We start from the raw sequence: 17,826 nt of genomic DNA, 5'->3' as shown, positions 1-17,826 counted from the left end.
GGGGAAGATCTGCCAGTGACGCGGTCCAAGCCGGATCATCCGGGACGTCTTTCGACACCGAGGGAAGAGTCGTTGTCTATGCAGGTCTGGCCAGGACAGGCGTATCCCCTCGGCGCCACGTACGACGGCGCCGGGACCAACTTCGCCGTCTACTCCGAGGCCGCACGGCGCATCGAGCTGTGCCTCCTCCACGACGACGGGTCCGAGACCGCCGTCGAGCTGCGGGAGACGGACGCCTTCGTCCGCCACGCGTACCTGCCCGGGATCATGCCGGGGCAGCGCTACGGCTTCCGCGTGCACGGCCCCTACGAACCGGAGCGCGGGCGCCGCTGCAACGCGGCGAAGCTGCTGCTGGACCCGTACGCGCGGGCCATCAGCGGCAGGGTGAACTGGAACGAGGCGGTGTACGGCTACCACTTCGGCCGCCCCGACTCCCGCAACGACCTGGACTCCGCCCCGCACACCATGAGCTCGGTGGTGGTGAACCCGTACTTCGACTGGGCCAACGACCGGCCGCCGCGCCACGAGTACCACCACACCGTGCTGTACGAGGCCCACGTCAAGGGCCTGACCATGCGTCATCCGGACCTGCCCGAGGAGCTGCGCGGGACCTACGGGGCGCTCGCGCACCCGGCGGTCATCGGCCACCTCGCCAAGCTCGGGGTCACGGCGCTGGAGCTGATGCCGGTGCACCAGTTCGTCAACGACCACCGGCTGGTCAACGACGGGCTGAGCAACTACTGGGGCTACAACACGATCGGCTTCTTCGCCCCGCACAACGGCTACGCCTCGGGTGACCGCGGCCAGCAGGTGCTGGAGTTCAAGTCGGCCGTGCGGGCGCTGCACGAGGCGGGGATCGAGGTGATCCTCGACGTCGTCTACAACCACACCGCCGAAGGCAACCACCTGGGGCCGACGCTGTCCTTCCGGGGGCTGGACAACGCCTCGTACTACCGGCTGTCGGACGATCCGCGGCACTACATGGACACCACGGGCACCGGAAACTCCCTCCTGATGCGCTCCCCGCACGTGCTGCAGCTGATCATGGACTCCCTGCGCTACTGGGTCACCGAGATGCACGTGGACGGCTTCCGCTTCGATCTCGCGGCGACGCTGGCCCGGCAGTTCCACGAGGTGGACCGGCTGTCGTCGTTCTTCGACCTGGTCCAGCAGGACCCGGTGGTCAGCCAGGTGAAGCTGATCGCGGAACCGTGGGACCTGGGCGAGGGCGGCTACCAGGTGGGCAACTTCCCGCCGCTGTGGACGGAGTGGAACGGCAAGTACCGTGACACGGTAAGGGACTTGTGGCGCGGGCAGCCGCGGACGCTGGCGGAGTTCGCGGGACGGCTGACCGGCTCCTCGGACCTCTACCAGGACGACGGGCGGCGCCCGCTGGCGTCCATCAACTTCACCACCTGCCACGACGGCTTCACCCTGAACGACCTCGTCTCGTACAACGAGAAGCACAACGAGGCCAACCGGGAGGGCAACCGGGACGGAGAGAGCCACAACCGGTCCTGGAACTGCGGGGTGGAGGGACCGACCGAGGATCCGGAGGTCCTGGCGCTGCGCGAGCGGCAGATGCGCAACTTCACGGCCACCCTCCTGCTGTCCCAGGGCGTGCCCATGCTCAGCCACGGCGACGAGTTCGGCCGCACCCAGGGCGGCAACAACAACGCCTACTGCCAGGACAACGAACTGTCGTGGGTGAACTGGCCGGAGCCCGGCAAACCGGCTCCGTCGCTGCTGGAGTTCACCCGGCGGATGGTGTGGCTCCGGCGCGACCACCCGGTGTTCCGGCGGCGCCGGTTCTTCCACGGCCGGCCGGTGGAGGGCACGCACGACGAGCTCTCCGACATCGCCTGGTTCACCCCGCACGGCGAGGAGATGCGGGCGCGCGACTGGCAGGCGCAGCACGCGCGGGCGCTGACCGTGTTCCTCAACGGGGAGGCGATCTCCGAGCCGGGCAGCCGCGGGGAGCGGATCACCGACGACTCGTTCCTGCTGATGTTCAACGCGGGTGCCGAGCCGCAGGACTTCACCGTTCCGCCGGGGCACGGCGCGCAGTGGCGGCTGGTGGTGGACACCTCCCGGGCCGACGTACTGCCACCCGGCACCGGGCCGCAGTACGCGGCCGGCGACCGGGTGGCGCTGACGGGGCGGTGCCTGGTGGTGCTTCAGCGGCCGGCGTAGGCGGGGTCCTGAGCCGGATGCCGGCCCGGCTCGGCCGGCGGGTCCGGCTCGGCCGGCGGGTCGGCGGGCGTACGGGCGGCGGGCACCCGGGTGACGAGGGCGAGGGTCAGGCAGAGCGCGGCCGCCCCCACGGCCACGGCGAAGGCCCCGCCGGGGCCGTAGCGCTCGGCGAGGCGCCCGGAGACGACGAGGGCCACGGCCTGCCCGGCCACCAGGCTGCTGGCGGCGAAGGCCATGGCGGTGGCGAGCCGGGCCGGTTCCACGGCCCGCTCGGTCAGCGCGAACGCGGTGATCAGGTGGGGTGCGTAGGCGGCCCCGAGCACGGTGACGACCGCGTACAGCGGCCACAGGCCGTCGGTGACCAGCAGGGGCGCCGAGAGCACGAGGGCTGCGCCGGTCGCCACCCGCCAGCGCAGCCGCAGGCCGAAGCGGGCGGGCAGCGCGCCGAGCGCGAGGCCGACGGCGGCACTGACGACGCCCATCGCGGAGTAGACGACGGCGGCCTGGTCCGGGACGCCGAGGCGGATGGTGAGTGCGGTGATGCCGGCCTGGCAGGCGCCGAACATCACGCCCTGGAGGGCGAGGGAGCCCCGTACGGCGTGGACCACGGCGGGCGGCCGGACCCGGCTGCCCGCCCGCCGTTCCGGCGCAGGGGCCCCGGGGGTGACGGAGGCGGTCGGGTGCAGGGCGAAGGCGCTGGCGAAGACGGCGACGAGCCCGACCGCACCGGCCAGGGCGAAGGCCGGGTGCGCGACCAGCGCGGCGAGCCCGACCAGGGCGGGCCCGAAGACGAAGGAGACCTCGTCGAGGGTGCCTTCGAGGGCGTGGACGGCGCCCACGACGCCCTCGTCGGCCTTGGCGCGGTGCGCCAGGGCGACCGAGCGGGTGCGCGCGAGCGGCCCGATCAGCGGCACGGAGGCACCGGTGAGGGCGCCGACCGCGGCGAGCGGGAGCGTCGCGAGGTGGGTGAGCGCACCGGCGACCAGAGCGGCGGTGGCGACGGCGTTGACCGCGGCGGCGGCCAGGACGACGGGCCGCTGGCCGTGCCGGTCGGCGAGCCGGCCGAGGACGGGCCCGCAGAGGACCTGGCCGGTGGAGAGGGCCCCTCCGACGATGCCGGCGGTGGCCAGGGAGCCGCTGGTCTGGGCGACCAGCAGGAAGCTTCCGAACTGGGACATCGCGACGGGCAGTCGGGCGAGGAAGGAGACGAGCGGAAGGAGGGGCCCGGTCAGGGCGATGACTCTTCGATAAGTGTCGACGGTTGCAACCACTTGATCGACACTAACCCGGCGCAGTCACTCGGATGCATTGGGTCATGGCACGGAATCCGGCAGGTTGGGTACGTACGTTCTCATGAGCCAGCCGCGCCCGACCCCCGCATCGGAACCTGATGTTCCGAATCCTGTCACTCCGGCGTCGACCTACCGCCTCCAACTGTGCCCGGAATTCCCCTTCGCGGCGGCCGAGGCGGCCGTGCCGTACCTCGCCTCGCTCGGCGTGTCGCACCTTCACCTCTCCCCCGTCCTGGAGGCGGTGCCCGGATCGACCCACGGGTACGACGTCACCGACCACTCCCGCGTACGGGCCGAGCTCGGCGGCGAGGCCGGTCTGCGGGCCCTGGCCGGGGCCGCCCGGGCGCACGGTCTCGACCTGGTCCTCGACATCGTGCCCAACCACATGGCGGTACCGACGCCGCTGCGGCTGAACCGGCCGCTGTGGGAGGTGCTGCGGGACGGGCCGGGTTCGCCGTACGCACGCTGGTTCGACATCGACTGGGACGCGGGCGGCGGGCGGGTGGCGCTCCCGCTGCTCCCCGGCCCGGTGGACTCCTGCGACCTGCGGGTCGACGGCGGGGTGCTGCGCCACGGGGAGCAGGAGTTCCCGCTGCGGGAGGGGACCGCGGGCCTGCCGCTACCGGAGCTGCTCGCCGCGCAGTGGTACCGGCCCACCTGGTGGCGGGAGACCGCGACCACGCTCAACTACCGCCGTTTCTTCACCATTTCGGAACTGATCGGGGTCCGGGTGGAGGACCCGGACGTGTTCACTGCCACCCACGCGAAGGTGCTGGAGCTGGTCCGCGACGGTGTCGCGCAGGGCCTGCGGATCGACCACGTGGACGGCCTGGCGGACCCGGAGGAGTACCTCGGCCGGCTGCGGGCCGCGGCGGGCGACGGCTGCTGGGTGGTGGTCGAGAAGATCCTGGCCCGGCACGAGCGGCTGCCGGCGCGGTGGCCGGTGGCCGGGACCACCGGGTACGACGCTCTGCACCGGGTCGACGGGGTGTTCACCGATCCGGCGGGCGCCGCCGAACTGGCCGCCCGGTACGCGGAGTCCACCGGGCTGCCCCAGTGGCCGGAGACGGCCCGCGCCTGTGCGCGGGAGGTGCTGACCGGCGACCTGGCCGCCGAACTGGGGGTGCTGGAGCGCCGGGCCGGCCCGGAACTGGCCGCCGCCGTACGCGAACTGCTGATCGCCTTTCCCGTCTACCGGCCCTATCCCGGCGAACCGGAGCTGCCGCCGCAGGCGCTGGAGCGGGCGGCCGAGCTGGCCGACCCGGCCGCGGTGGCCGGCGTACGGGAGCTGCTGCTGCGGGACCCGGCCTTCGCCGCCCGCTTCGCCCAGACCTCGGCCGCCCTGCGCGCCAAGTCCCTGGAGGACCGGGCCTTCTACCGGTACGCGCCCCTGCTGTCGGCCACCGAGGTGGGCGGGGAGCCAGGGCGTCCGGCGGTGTCGCCCGAGGAGTTCCACGCGTACTGCGCCGCACAGGCGCGGGACTGGCCCCGGACCGGCACGGTGCTGTCCACGCACGACACCAAGCGCAGCGCGGACGTCAGGGCCCGGATCTCGACGCTGTCCCAGGCGCCGGAGCTGATGGCCGGCCCCGACGGCCCGGCCGACGGCGAGAGCGCCCGTGACCCCCACCTGTCCTGGGTGGCCCGGCAGACCGCGTTCGGGCTCGGACGGGCCCCCGAGGCGGTACCGCGCCTGGCCGACGCCCTGCTCAAGGGAGCGCGCGAGGCCGCCCTGCACACCAGCTGGACCGACCGGAACGAGGAGTACGAGACGGGCGTCCCGGGCTACGTCCCGGCCCCGCTGGACCTCCCGGCGGAGCTCGCGGAGGCGGCCCGCGCGAACCTGCTCGGCATGGCGCTGCTGCACCTCGCGATGCCGGGCGTCCCGGAGGTCTACCAGGGGGCGGAGACCGAGTACCGGGCGCTGGTCGACCCGGACAACCGGCGCCCGGCGCACTTCCCGCGCGAGGCGCTGGCGCGGCTGGACGCGGGGGCCGCCCCGCGGGGCCCGGCCGAGGAGAAGCTGGCTTTCACGGCGGCGCTGCTGCGGCTGCGCCGGGACCGGCCGGAACTCTTCCGGGGCTACGCCCCCGTCGCGGCCCGGGGTCCGGCGGCGGACCACCTGGTGGCCTTCACCCGGTCGCCGGGCCTGCTGGTGGCGGCCACCCGGCTGTCCCACCGGCTGGCGGCGGCGGGCGGCTGGCGCGACACCCGCGTGGACCTGCCGCCGGGCACGTGGACGCCGGTCCCCGCCGCCCGGGGCCGCCGCATCGAGCACAGCGGTTCAGCCGAGGTGACGGCCCTGCTGGACGACCGCCCGGTCGGTGTCTGGCTCCGCCGCTGAGCGCCCGCCGGGGGCCGGTCCCGTGGCGGTCGAGGCTGCGAGCAGCTCCGCGAAGGCCGCGGCGGCGCCGGTCAGCGGGACCCGGGAGACGACCGCCAGGCTCCGGTGCCACGCCGGGTCCAGGGAGAGCAGGACAGTCGAGGCCCACCGGCTCACGGTCACCTTCACGGCCAGACCGAGGCCGTCGAACGAGCGGTCGCCAACAACCGCACCCAGCGCCGCAACACGGCTCTGCCCCACCGCATCGCACACCCGGTGTCCGCCGTACCGACCCCGCGAGGTCGGGCGGCCGCCGGCCAGCTCGCCCTGAGCTGACAAGCCCCTCCCGTCATCGGGGGTGGAGGATCCGCAGCTGTTTCACCGGCAGTTCCATCTCGGGCCCCTGACTGTCCGGATCAGGCGCGCATGGCCGCGTACGCTCCGAGCCACCCTGCCGCCAGCCGATCACCGCGGGTGAAGACGGCCGCGCCGCAGCGCCCGGCCGACGAGTCGGCCGGGTCGGCCGGTGGAAGGAGCAGTGTGGTCTCCTCACCGTCGGCGACGTGCACGGTGGTGGTCACACCGTTCCACAGGCGGATCGCCGATCCGGGCGGGGCCCAGACCCGGACCGTGTCCTCCTGGAGGGCGAGGCGCGTGCCGGTCGCGCGCTCCGCGAGGAGGGCGCGGTAGCGGTCCGGGGAGAGTGCGCAGTCGCTCGGCGGAGTCGTGCCGTTCCAGTCGGGCGCGTCGACGCCGCGGGCCCGGGCCGCGTTCCACATGCGCGGGACCAGGCCGGGCGCGAGCGGGGCCGTGGCCATGCGCTCGCACATCCAGAGGAGGCGTCCGGCCCCTCGGTCGACCCCCAGCGTGCGCCAGCGGATGCGGAGCGAGAGGTCGGCGGCGACGACGGCCACCCAGGGGTGGACCGTGCCGAGTGGACCCTGCGCGCCGAGCCAGGCCAGGTAGCGCTGGGCCTCCTCCAGGATGCCGGTCATGGAGTCCACGGGGATGCCGAGGACATAGGCGGGGCGGCCGCGGAAGAGGCGCGGACGGGTCACTGCAAGGAGCAGGACCGCGCGGGCGAGATCCCCGGCCTGCGGCCGCTGCTCGTCCTCGGCCGGCGCCGGTTCCTTCGCCGGGCCCAGCCCCCAGGGGTCGTCCGGCTCGTCGTCCGCGTGCTCGGCCTCACGCAGGACTCGGCGCAGGGCGGTCTTCGCACGCTCGGTGAACGGCGCCTGTTCGAGTACGGGCAGGCGGGTGCTGAGCAGAGTCGCGAGCAACTGCTCTGCCGTGAGCGGGTCTTCGGGTACCGGGGCCTGACGCAGTGCCGTCGCCAGATCGTCGGCGACGCCGGCATCGACCATGAAGCGACTGGTCAGCCGCCCCAGCGCGCTGGGCTCCAGGCGGACCTCGTGGGCGGCGTCCCGCAGACAGCCCACCTCGGCGAGGAACTGTGCCGCCTCGTGGAGGGGCTCCACGCTGTCGTGCCCCTGGTGGGCGGCGAACGTGCCGGCCCACCACCGCTCCGCCTCGTCGAGGGTCGAAACGCGCTCCTGCACGGCCTCGGCGAGCAGGTGGTCGGCCAGGTGTTCGTCCAGTCTCGACCGCACGCTGTATCCGGCGGCCAACCGGGCCTGCCAGTGGGCTCGTTCCGCCGGGTCGGTGAGCAGGAACGCCCAGCCCTCGCGCTCTCCGGCTCCGATGCGCCCGGCGCGTCCGAACATCTGCTGGACCATCGACACCTCGATGCGGTCCAGACCGATGGTGGTGTCGCTGACGATCACCGCGCGGGCGGGGAGGTTGACCCCCGCCGCGACCGTGGAGGTGGCGACGAGGATCTCCGCCTCGCGGGCACGGAAGGCATGCTCGGCCTCCCGTTTGTACGGCCAGTCCCGGTAGTGCAGCCGCACCCCCGCCTTGGTGCACAGCCGCTCCACGGCTTCGGCGTCGTCGGCGTCCACGCCGGCGGTGGGCACGCCCCGGTCGGCGGCCATCGCGAGCGCCGTGGTCCGGACGCGGCGCTTGCTGCCGCAGAAGACGAGGACGCTGCCACCGTCCCCGGTGACCTGACGGGCGATGCGCACGGCGGCCCCGGTTCGGGCGGCGGCCCGCTTCGCCCAGTCCGTCTCGTCGACCGGGGGCAGGAGGGGCAGTTGCCAGGTGAGCCGCGTGGGCCGCCAGGTGGTGCGCACCAGGCGGGCGCCCAGCCACTGGGCGACTTCGTCCGCGTTGGCGACCGTCGCTGACAGGCCTACGATCCGGATGGCCGCGCTGTCCTCCCGTACGCGGGCGAGCAGCGCCTCCAGTACGGCTCCGCGGGTCGGATCGCCGAGCAGGTGGATCTCGTCGACCACCAGGCAGCCGACCTCCGCGAGCGCGTCCCGCAGCGAACCCGCACGGCAGATCGCCTCGAACTTCTCGGTGGTGGCCACCCACACGTCGGCCGACCGGATCAACTCCGTGTCCACGGCGGCCTCACCGGTCAGACGCACCACCCGCAGCCCACGGCGGCGCCACAGCTGGAGCTCGCGGTCGAGCTCGTCGGTGAGCGAGCGCTGCGGCACCAGCCAAGCCGCCTTGCGTCCGCGGGCGTGCGCCTCCAGCGCTGCGACCATCCCGATCGGGGTCTTTCCCGCGCCCGTCGGCGCGACCACGACCAGATGCCCGGTGCCCTCGAGCACCACCGGGACGGCAGCGGCCTGCACGGGGTTGAACGACGGGTGCGGCAGCAGCCCGGCCCACTCGGCCGGCACCAGCTCCCCGACAGGCACATACGCGTCGCCGTCGCCGTCCGGCAGCTCCTCCAGCGCGTCCCACTGGGCGGCGAAGGCGTCCCGAGCCGCCACCGCCCAGGGCCCCGGGGCGGGGGCCGCTCCGTCCGGCCCCACCGCGACCAGCTCCGCACGGCCGCCGGTGTCGGTGACCGTACCGACCTGACCGGCCTCCTCCCAGTAGCGGCTGACCCGGTACGGGACGTCCCGCCCCTTCAGCCAGGCCCTCAGCGCCTCGTACTCCTGGCCTTCGGGGAGGATCACCCGCACGTCCTCGGCCGCCGTGAGCACAGCGTCGGCCGGGCGCCACGCGGGATCGGCGACCTTCCACCAGGACAAGGCCCTCTGCTCGGTCCCGTCGGGCACGACCAGGTCCTCCGGCCACGCAGGGCCGCGGTCCGCGCGTACCCCGGGACCTCTGACGATCACGGTGACGGTGCCCCCCGGCCCGTCCGGGGACGCCCCGAGGGGCACGGGCGCCCGACGGCGTCGGGCCGTCTGCCCGGCCTGGCGGGGCACGGTGTCGGTCAGCTGGTCGTACCGCTTCACCCCGAGCTCCGCGAGGGTGAAGGCGGCGGGACAGGCGGGGCAGACAAGGGCCGTGTACTGGTAGGTGCGCCCCTGGGACTCGTACGGTCTGCGCAGGGCGTGCAGCTCACCGCCGCACACGGGACAGCGGCGGTCGACGGTCTCCTCGTAGGTCCACCCCGGCTCCGCGAACCGCGCCGGAAGCTCTCCGCCCAGCGTGACTCCCCACCGCTCCTGTGCCAGGTCGGTGACCGATCCCTTCACGCCGGCCTCGTCAATGCGCATGGTGTGACTGTGACATCCCGTGATCATCCTCCGCAGCCGGTTTGGGAGGTTTCCCCGCCCACGGCCGGTGCCGCGGGTGTCTGTGCCGGCCGCGGCACGCGGCCTCCCGGGAGGCTTCGACATAGCCTTGGCCAGGGGTTTCCCCGCAGCTCCGGGGAACTGCGGGGCCCGTACAGCAGTAGGCGGCGGGCCCGGCGGGCATGGCATCCCTTGTGACTCTCCTCCGTGACATGTGCTACCCCACACCGCAGGAGCTCGGGCTGGCCGCCCGTGCGCTGGCGGACGAACACCCCGGCGAGGTCCGGCTCCGCCAGGCCGGCACCTCGCGGGCCGGGCAGCCGATCTGGGTGCTGTCGGTCGCCGCGACGGCGGCGGCCGGCCCGGTCGGCACGGCGGGCGGGGACGCCCGCAGCGTCCTCGTCGTCGCCGGAGCGCACGCCAACGAGCCCGTCGGCGGCGCCACTGCGCTCTCGCTCGCCCGCCGGCTGCTGCGCGACCCGGCGCCCCGGGCCGGGTGCGGCTGGCACTTCCTGCTCTGCGCCGACCCGGACGGCGCGGACCTGCACCGCACGCCCCGCCCGTACTCGCTCCTGGACTACCACCGGTACTTCTTCCGGCCGCCCGGTCCCGAACAGCCCGAATGGGCGCCGTCCTTACTGCCCGCGGACCGGCTGCCGCCGGAGACGCTGGCGCTGACCGCGCTCATCGACGAGCTGCGGCCCGTCCTCCAGGCCTCCCTGCACGCCACCGATCTCGGCGGTACCTGGGTGCAGCTCACCCGGGACATACCCGGCCTCGCCGAGCCGTTCGCCACATCGGCCGCCGAGCTGCGCATCCCGGTGGAGAACGGTGCCTCCGACGCCGCCGGCTGGCCCTCGCCCGGGCCCGGGATCTTCGTGATCCCGCAACCGGGCAGCGAGGCCGCCGGGGCGTTCCACCCGGAGGACACCCGGCTGAGCACCTGGTACCACGCCCACCGCTACGCCGGCACCACCGCGATCGTCGAAGTCCCCATGTGGGCCTCCGACCTGGTGGACGATCCGGCCCCGCACCCCGATCCGCGCGGCGCCCTGCGGATGCTGGCGGGGCGGCTCACGGCGGACGCCGCGCTCGTCGGCGCGGCCCGGGAGCGGGCCCGGGACGCAGGACGGGACGGCGAACGGGACGGTGACCGGGACCGCGACCGGGACGGGCCGCACCCGGGCGGCTACGAGGACCCGGCGGCGGCCCCGCTGCTGCGCGCGGTGGACTGGACGCTCGCGCTGATCCCCCGGATCACCGTCGAGTGGACCGGTGCCGGCGCCCCCACGGAGGCCACGGCTGCGTACATCGCCAGCATCGACGCCTTCGGGCGGCGGCTGTCGCTGCGCGCGGCGGCGATGCTGCTGCGGGTCCTGCGCGCCGAGGGGCATCCGGCGGCGCCCGGGCTGGACCGGCTGGTCACCGGGTGGTGCGAGGAGTTCGCGGCCCGGTTCGGGGCCCGCTGGATCCCGGTGGCCACCCAGGTGGAACACCAGTCCCGTACCGTCCTGGCCGCCTACGAAAGGCTCGTGGCGGCCGACCGCGCCACGGGCAGGGCGTAGCGGAACTTGGGGTGCGCGGCGGCGCCGAGGCGGTCGTAGAAGCGGATCGCCCCCTCGTTCCAGTCGGGGGTCTGCCACTGGACCTGCTCCAGGCCCAGCTCGCGGGCCAGCTCCGTCACGCCGTCCATCAGGGCGGTGCCGAGACCCTGGCCGCGGGCCGCCGCGGCCAGGTAGAGGCAGTCCATGTGCAGGTGGTCCCGCGCGTCCCAGAACGCGAACTCGGCCGAGCAGGCGGCGTATCCGGCGACGACGCCGTCGGAGGTCTCGGCGAGCAGCACCCACAGCCGGGAGTCCTCGGCGAACAGCCGCGGGCCGAGCCGGCTCGCGAGGTCCACGGGGCGGGGGGCCGACTTCTCGTACGCGACGTGCTCGTGGACGAGTTCGACCAGCCGGGGCAGGTCCCCGACGCGGGCACGGCGGATGACAGGCGTGTGTTCCATGACCCCATCCTGCGCGGTCGGTCCCGCCGGCCGGAGTGCGGGGGCGGGCCGGGCGGCGCCGAGATACGCGCCGCCGGCCCCGGTGCTCAGCCCGCCGAGAGCCGGAAGCTCATGTTCCCGAAGCTGACCTGGTCCCCGTCGCGGACGACCGCGGAGCCCGTCACCCGGCGTCCGTTGACGGTGGTCCCGTTGGTGGAGCCGAGGTCCTTGAGCACCCACACCCCGTCGCGCAGGCTCAGTTCCGCGTGCATCCGGGAGACGGTCTCGTGGCTGAGCCGCAGCCCGTTGCCGGGGTCGCGGCCGATCCGCAGGGCCGCCGCGCTCGGATGCGGCAGCAGCAGCTTGGGCAGCCGCTCGGCCGTCCAGGCCCGCCGGACACCGGCGGACACCGCCGAGACCCGGCCGACCCAGCCGAACAGCCGACGGGTCCACGGGCTTTCGGCGGCCTCCCTGGTCTGGAGGTCCGCGGTCAGGACCGCGAGGTCCTCGGAACGGCGGGCCACGAGGGCGAGTTCCATGCGGCGCAGGAAGGTGTCGTGGGACAGCTTGCCGAGGGCCGCGCCCTCCCTGAGCTGGCCCAGCGCACGGTCTCGCTCGGCGTCCGACAGCCGCGGCGCGGGGAAGGCAGGAAGTTCGAAACTCGACGTCACAGGGTGATTGTCGGCCCGTTGGGGGCGGAGTGTCCAGAACTCCCCCGCCAGGCCCGGAATGATGTGCACGATAAGCATGCTGGACACCGCCGACAGACGAGGGGACCGCCCGTGCAGTTCGAGGTGTGGGCGCCGCTGACCGGCCGGGTCGCGCTGCGGCTCGACGACGCGACGTACGACATGGGACGCGATCCGGACCGGGACGGCTGGTGGACCGTACAGGCCCCCGCCGGGGACGGCAGCCGCTATGGCTTCCTCCTGGACGGGGACACCGCCCCGCGGCCCGACCCTCGCGGCCGGCGGCTGCCGGACGGCCCCGACGGGCTGTCGGCCGTCGTCGACTTCGAGGCCCTCGCCCCCCGGCACGCCCCGTCGCCGGGCGTCCCGCTCCAGGACGCGGTCCTGTACGAGCTCCACGTCGGCACCTTCACCCCCGAGGGCACCTTCGACGCGGCCGCGGCCCGGCTCGGCCACCTCACCGCCCTCGGCGTCACGCACGTGGAACTGATGCCGGTGTGCTCCTTCGCCGGCCGCCACGGCTGGGGCTACGACGGGGTCGCGCCCTGGGCGGTGCACGAGCCGTACGGCGGCCCGGCCGGCCTGGCCCGGTTCACGGCCGCCGCGCACGCCGCCGGGCTGGGGGTGGTCCTCGACGTGGTGCACAACCACCTCGGCCCCTCCGGCAACCACCTCCCGGCCTTCGGCCCGTACTTCACCGACACCCACCACACCCCGTGGGGCTCGGCGGTGAACCTGGACGCGCCCGGCTCCGACGAGGTGCGCGCGTACCTCGTCGACAGCGCCCTGGCCTGGCTGCGCGACTACGGCATCGACGGGCTGCGGCTCGACGCCGTGCACGCGCTGGCCGACGGGCGGGCGCTCACCTTCCTGGAGGAACTGTCCGCGGCCGTCGACGGGCTCGCCGCGGAGACCGGCCGGCCGCTGTTCCTGATCGCCGAGTCCGACCGGTGCGACCCGCGCACCACCACCCCGCGGACCGCTGGGGGCCTGGGCCTGCAGGCCCAGTGGAACGACGACTTCCACCACGCCCTGCACTGCGCGCTGACCGGCGAATCCCAGGCCTACTACGCCGACTTCGCCGAAGCTCCGCTGGCCGCCCTGGCCAAGACCCTGACCCGGGTCTTCTTCCACGACGGGACCTGGTCGTCCTTCCGTGGCCGCACGCACGGCCGGCCGGTGGACCACCGCCGCACCCCGGCCCACCGGTTCGTCGGCTACACCCAGACCCATGACCAGATCGGCAACCGGGCGCTCGGCGACCGGCTCTCGGCCTCCCTCTCCCCCGGACTGCTGGCCTGTGCGGCGACGGTGGCACTGACCGGGCCCTTCGTACCGATGCTGTTCATGGGCGAGGAGTGGGGCGCGCGCACTCCGTGGCAATACTTCACCGACCACCCCGATCCGGAGCTCGCCGAGGCGGTGCGGTCCGGCCGGCGCCGCGAGTTCGCGGCGCACGGCTGGAAGGCCGAGGAGATCCCCGACCCGCAGGACCCGGCCACCCGGGACCGTTCCCGTCTGGACTGGTCGGAGCCTGAACAGCCGCTCCACGCCCGCCTGCTGGACTGGTACCGCACCCTGGTCGCGCTCCGCCGCACCCACCCGGACCTGCGCGACCCGGACCTGGCGGCGGTCCGGGTCGCCCACGACGAGGAGCGGCGCTGGCTCACCTTCCGGCGGGGCGACGTACGGGTGGCCGTGAACCTCTCCGCCGAGCCGGTGACGATCGCCCTGGGCCGCAACGGGGTACGGGTGCTGGCGTCCTGGGAGCCGCTCGAACACCCCGGCCCGGACGGGCGGATCCACCTGCCGGGCGAGTCGGCGGTGGTCCTCGGCCCCTGAGCGCGCGGGGCTATTCGACGACGGCGAGCTCGCGCGGGGCCTCGTTGAGGCGGCGGCCGCCGTCCTCGGTGACGGTCACGATGTCCTCGATGCGGACGCCGAACCGGCCCGGCAGGTACACGCCCGGCTCCACGGAGAAGCACATGCCGGGGACCAGGGGCTGTTCCTCGCCCTCGACCATGTACGGGGGCTCGTGGGTGGTGACGCCGATGCCGTGGCCGGTGCGGTGGACGAAGCGGTCGCCGTAGCCGAATTCGGTGATCACGGCCCGTGCCGCCCGGTCCACCTCCTGGCAGGCGACGCCCGGCCGGACCGCCGCCACACCGGCCTGCTGGGCCTCGCGGACGATGTCGTGGACCCGCTGCTCCTCGGCGGTGGGCTCGCCCACGTGCACCGTGCGGGAGATGTCGGAGCCGTAGCCGAAGCGCAGGCCGCCGAAGTCGAGGACCACCATGTCGCCGTGGCGGATCACACGGTCGCCGGCCTCGTGGTGCGGATTGGCCCCGTTGGGGCCTGAGCCGACGACGGTGAAGTCGACCTGCGAGTGGCCGTGCGTGCGCAGCAGGGCGGCGAGGTCTGCGGCGACGTCGGCCTCCCGGCGGCCGGCGAAGGGGAGGTGGAGGATCTGCGCGTAGGCGGCGTCCGCGGCGGCCCCCGCGGCGGCCAGGCGCTCCAGCTCCCGCGGGTCCTTCACGGCGCGGAGCATGGGCAGGCAGTTCGTCAGCGGCGCGTAGGAGGTACCCGGCAACTCCTGCTGCAGGCCGAGGAGATGCAGGGCCCAGGTGTTGTCGCTCACCCCGAAGCGGCCGCGCAAGTCCAGCAGCGGGGCGGTCAGGGCGTACGGGTCCTTCCCGTCGGCCCAGTCCCGCAGGGTCAGCGCGGCGGCTGCGGGGGCCTTGGCCGCGTCGGGTGCCTCCAGGGCGGGCACGACGAGCACCGGGTCCTTCCCGGCGGCCAGGACGAGGAGGGTCAGCCGTTCGGTCTCGGCGGTGGGCCGGTATCCGGTGAGGTGGGTGAGGTCGGGGCCGGGGGCGATGAGCAGCCCGGCGAGCCCCGCGTCGGCGGCGCTCCGCGCGGCAGCGGTCATGCGGGCGGCGTAGTCGGCCGCGGTGAAGGGGGCGGGGCCGGCGGCGTCGGTGTCATCGGTCATACGGGGGATCCTGCCGTGAGCCGTGCGGCCAGGGCAGCGGCCGCGCCGGTCGGGGCGCCGGGCGAGAGCAGTTCCGTACGGTGCACCAGGCGCGGGGCGGACAGCGGTACGGCCACTCCCGCGCCGGCGGCCCCGGCGATGCGGCGCGGCAGGAGCGCCAGGCCGTGCCCGGCGGCGGCCAGCGCGCAGAGGGCGTGCACGTCGGTGCCCTCGTAGCGGACGGAGGCGCGGGCGGCGGTGAGCGGCAGGCCGACGCCGGGGGCGTCGATCCAGCGGGCGTCGGCTAGGTCGTCCAGGCGGACGGCGGACCGCCCGGCGAAGGGGTGCCCGGCGGGCAGTAGCACGGCCAGTTCCTCCTCCCCGGCGCCCCTCACGGTGAGCGGTGCCACGTCGGGCAGTCGCAGCGGGTCGCTCGGGGCGGCCGGGCCGTCGACCAGCCCGAGGTCGCAGCCGCCGGTGGCCACGGCGGCGGGCACCTCGGCCGGGGGCAGCACGCGCAGGGTGACCCCGGTGGCGGGCAGGGCGGCGAGCAGTCGCGGGCCCACGGCGAGCGGGGACGCGGCGAGCGTGACGCTCCCGGGCGGGGCGGCGGCCAGCCGCAGTACGTCGGCCCGCGCGGCGTCGAGCCGCAGCAGCAGCGGCCCGGCGTGCTCCAGCAGCCGCACCCCGGCCGGGGTCGGTGCGACGGGCCGGCGGGTCAGGAGCTCCGCCCGCAGGTCCCCTTCCAGCGCGGCGATGTGCTGGGAGACGGCGGACTGGGTGTAGCCCAGCTCGCGGGCGGCGCCGGAGAAGGAGGCCAGCCGGGCCACGGTGACGAAGGTGCGGAGCAGGTGCGGATCCATGGTCATCAGGATTGCTTATGACAGGTGCACGAACAATCGTTGGCGCTGAAGCAGGGGCGGTCACAAGATGGTCCACATGACCACCGAACACACCGCGCACGCGGGGGTGGCGCGGATCGCCCTGGTAGGCGACCGCTCCCCGCACGTGAAGTCCCACACCCGGATCCCGCTCCTCCTCGACGCCCTCGCCACCCGTGAGGGGCTCGTCCTCGACGCCTACTGGATCCCCACCGCCGACGCCGCGGCCGAGGCAGCCGCCGGGACCCTGGCCGGCTTCGACGCCGTGTGGGTGCTGCCGGGCAGCCCGTACGCCAGCGAGGCCGGGGCACTGGCCGCGATCCGGGTGGCCCGCGAGGAGGGCATCCCCTTCCTCGGGACGTGCGGCGGCTTCCAGCACACGCTGCTGGAGTACGCCCGGACGGTGTGCGGGCTGGCGGGCGTCGCGCACGCCGAGAACGACCCCGGGGCGGCGGACCCGCTGATCGCCCCGCTCGCGTGCTCGCTCGTCGGCCACGAGGGGCTGGTGCGGGCCGAGCCCGGGTCGCTCGCCGAGGCCGCGCTCGGCGCGGAGCGGTCCATGGAGCGCTACCACTGCAACTACGGGCCCGCCCCGCGGCACCTGCCGGCCCTCACCGCGCACGGGCTGCGGCTGTCGGGCCACGACGAGGACGGGCAGGTGCGCATCGCGGAGCTGCCCGGGCACCCCTTCTTCCTGGCCACGCTCTTCCAGCCGGAGCTCCAGGGGGACGGGACCAGGCCCCACCCGATCATCAGGGCGCTCGCCGTCGCGGCCGTCGCGCACGCCGCCGGACGGTCCGGCGGGGTCACGGCCAGGCTCGCCGCCACCCTGGCCTCGAGCCGCTCGGCCGGATAACGCGTCGCAGGACCACCCGGCAGATCGGCTATGCTGTGCATGCACATCGAACGGGTGGTCCGCCTCCCTTCGTGGTGGGTGTAGCTCAGTTGGTAGAGCACCTGGTTGTGGTCCAGGTGGCCGCGGGTTCAAGTCCCGTCACTCACCCTGTTCCCCTGGGGCACGAGGTCTCCTCGCGCCCCAGGGGTTTTTTCATGCCCCGCGGCCGGGCCTAGGGGCGGAGGAAGGCCTCCACCTCGGTGACGAAGGCCACGGGGGTCTCGTGCGGCGGGTAGTGCCCGGCGCCGGGGAGGGTGTGGACGCGGCAGTTGGGGTACCAGACCTGCCAGGTGGCGCGCATCACGTCGGCGGTGAGCGCGAGGTCGTACTCTCCGACCAGGACGAGTACCGGGACGGTGTTGCCCTTCACGGCGGCGGACAGGTCCAGGGACTGCCAGCTCGCGAGGTAGTCGGCGAAGGCCTCCGGCCGGGCGACCTCCAGGGAGTGGGTGACCATCGCGTCGATCCAGCGGCGGCTCGCCCGGTTTCCGGTGACGAGGTCGAGGATGGCGCGCCGGTTCTCGCGGCTCTCGGCGGCGCCGAAGAAGAGCGCGTGGGTGGCGTCGTCCATCGCGTACGGCGCGGCCGGGACCGGGTTGACCCCGACGAGCTTCTCGATCCGCTGGGGGGCGCGGACGAGGACCTGCTGGGCGGCCTTGCCGCCCATGGAGTGGCCGAGCAGGGAGAAGGTGTCCCAGCCGAGCTGGTCGGCGAGTTCGAGGACGTCGTCGGCGATCTCGGGGAGGGTGTGGCGGCCGGTGACGTCGCGGCGTTCGCCGTAGCCCCGGTAGTCGAGGAAGGCGTACGAGAACCCCTCGGGGTCGAAGTGGTCCAGCACGGAGCCCCAGTTGGCGGACGTACCGAACCAGTCGTGCAGCACGATGACGCGGACGGGACCGGTACCGATCCGGCGGTGGGCGATGGCCATGCGTTCTCCCTCGGTGACGGAGGTGGTGACAACCGACGCCGTACGTCATGCCCATCGCGCCTACCATC

General features: G+C 74.5%; 13 protein-coding genes and 1 tRNA gene. 6 read left to right on the top strand and 8 right to left on the bottom strand.

Annotation, left to right across the window (positions count from 1 at the left end; translation table 11 throughout):
- Nucleotides 1–78: 78 nt before the first annotated feature.
- The gene (glgX, locus tag AB0F82_RS29190) at nucleotides 79–2,193 is read left to right on the top strand and encodes a glycogen debranching protein GlgX (RefSeq protein WP_356813551.1); all 2,115 of its coding nucleotides are present in this window, start codon (nucleotides 79–81) and stop codon (nucleotides 2,191–2,193) included.
- On the opposite strand, the gene AB0F82_RS29185 is transcribed toward glgX, so the two are convergent.
- Complete coding sequence (locus AB0F82_RS29185) at nucleotides 2,178–3,464, bottom strand: MFS transporter (RefSeq protein WP_362632635.1); 1,287 nt, start codon at nucleotides 3,462–3,464, stop codon at nucleotides 2,178–2,180. The two genes, glgX and AB0F82_RS29185, sit on opposite strands and share 16 nt — an antisense overlap.
- A gap of 82 nt (nucleotides 3,465–3,546) precedes the next feature.
- Here AB0F82_RS29185 and treY point away from each other — a divergent pair, with 82 nt between their 5' ends.
- On the top strand, nucleotides 3,547–5,829 hold the full coding sequence (treY, locus tag AB0F82_RS29180; protein WP_362632633.1) for a malto-oligosyltrehalose synthase: 2,283 nt from the start codon (nucleotides 3,547–3,549) through the stop codon (nucleotides 5,827–5,829).
- Here treY and AB0F82_RS38745 read toward each other — a convergent pair.
- Both AB0F82_RS38745 and AB0F82_RS29170 read right to left on the bottom strand, forming a co-directional pair.
- Entirely contained in the window at nucleotides 5,770–6,147 is a 378-nt protein-coding gene (locus AB0F82_RS38745) for a hypothetical protein (protein WP_436842183.1), read from the bottom strand. The genes treY and AB0F82_RS38745 overlap by 60 nt on opposite strands.
- 77 nt (nucleotides 6,148–6,224) lie before the next feature.
- Nucleotides 6,225–9,392, bottom strand: coding sequence for a DEAD/DEAH box helicase (locus AB0F82_RS29170; RefSeq protein ID WP_362632631.1), 3,168 nt, complete (start codon nucleotides 9,390–9,392; stop codon nucleotides 6,225–6,227).
- A 230-nt stretch (nucleotides 9,393–9,622) separates the two neighbouring features.
- Here AB0F82_RS29170 and AB0F82_RS29165 point away from each other — a divergent pair, with 230 nt between their 5' ends.
- The gene (locus AB0F82_RS29165) at nucleotides 9,623–10,975 is read left to right on the top strand and encodes a M14 family zinc carboxypeptidase (RefSeq protein WP_362632630.1); all 1,353 of its coding nucleotides are present in this window, start codon (nucleotides 9,623–9,625) and stop codon (nucleotides 10,973–10,975) included.
- Here AB0F82_RS29165 and AB0F82_RS29160 read toward each other — a convergent pair.
- Both AB0F82_RS29160 and AB0F82_RS29155 read right to left on the bottom strand, forming a co-directional pair.
- Complete coding sequence (locus tag AB0F82_RS29160; protein WP_356813544.1) at nucleotides 10,930–11,415, bottom strand: GNAT family N-acetyltransferase; 486 nt, start codon at nucleotides 11,413–11,415, stop codon at nucleotides 10,930–10,932. The genes AB0F82_RS29165 and AB0F82_RS29160 overlap by 46 nt on opposite strands.
- A gap of 86 nt (nucleotides 11,416–11,501) precedes the next feature.
- Nucleotides 11,502–12,065, bottom strand: coding sequence for a DUF1707 and FHA domain-containing protein (locus AB0F82_RS29155; RefSeq protein ID WP_362632627.1), 564 nt, complete (start codon nucleotides 12,063–12,065; stop codon nucleotides 11,502–11,504).
- A 111-nt stretch (nucleotides 12,066–12,176) separates the two neighbouring features.
- Between AB0F82_RS29155 and treZ the strand changes: the two genes are divergently transcribed.
- Entirely contained in the window at nucleotides 12,177–13,925 is a 1,749-nt protein-coding gene (treZ, locus tag AB0F82_RS29150) for a malto-oligosyltrehalose trehalohydrolase (RefSeq protein WP_362632625.1), read from the top strand.
- A 10-nt stretch (nucleotides 13,926–13,935) separates the two neighbouring features.
- Here treZ and AB0F82_RS29145 read toward each other — a convergent pair whose 3' ends face one another.
- Both AB0F82_RS29145 and AB0F82_RS29140 read right to left on the bottom strand, forming a co-directional pair.
- A complete protein-coding gene (locus AB0F82_RS29145; protein WP_362632623.1) occupies nucleotides 13,936–15,075 on the bottom strand; it encodes an aminopeptidase P family protein in 1,140 nt (379 codons plus the stop codon).
- Nucleotides 15,072–15,917 carry a LysR family transcriptional regulator gene (locus AB0F82_RS29140; RefSeq protein ID WP_362632660.1) on the bottom strand — a complete coding sequence of 282 codons (846 nt, stop codon included), beginning with the start codon at nucleotides 15,915–15,917 and terminating at the stop codon, nucleotides 15,072–15,074. The genes AB0F82_RS29145 and AB0F82_RS29140 overlap by 4 nt, the downstream gene beginning before the upstream one ends.
- Before the next feature lie 76 nt (nucleotides 15,918–15,993).
- On the opposite strand from AB0F82_RS29140, the gene AB0F82_RS29135 reads away from it, so the two are divergent.
- Both AB0F82_RS29135 and AB0F82_RS29130 read left to right on the top strand, forming a co-directional pair.
- Nucleotides 15,994–16,791 (top strand): CTP synthase C-terminal region-related (seleno)protein, encoded by a 798-nt coding sequence (locus AB0F82_RS29135; protein ID WP_362632621.1) that lies wholly within the window; start codon nucleotides 15,994–15,996, stop codon nucleotides 16,789–16,791.
- A 74-nt stretch (nucleotides 16,792–16,865) separates the two neighbouring features.
- Nucleotides 16,866–16,938, top strand: a tRNA-His gene (locus AB0F82_RS29130).
- A gap of 64 nt (nucleotides 16,939–17,002) precedes the next feature.
- On the opposite strand, the gene AB0F82_RS29125 is transcribed toward AB0F82_RS29130, so the two are convergent.
- A complete protein-coding gene (locus AB0F82_RS29125; protein WP_362632619.1) occupies nucleotides 17,003–17,758 on the bottom strand; it encodes an alpha/beta fold hydrolase in 756 nt (251 codons plus the stop codon).
- Nucleotides 17,759–17,826: the final 68 nt, after the last annotated feature.

The sequence above is a fragment of the Streptomyces virginiae genome (assembly GCF_040638905.1).
GTDB lineage: Bacteria > Actinomycetota > Actinomycetes > Streptomycetales > Streptomycetaceae > Streptomyces > Streptomyces virginiae_B.
Note: the sequence above shows the minus strand (reverse complement) of the source record. Positions and strands in the feature narration are given on the sequence as shown.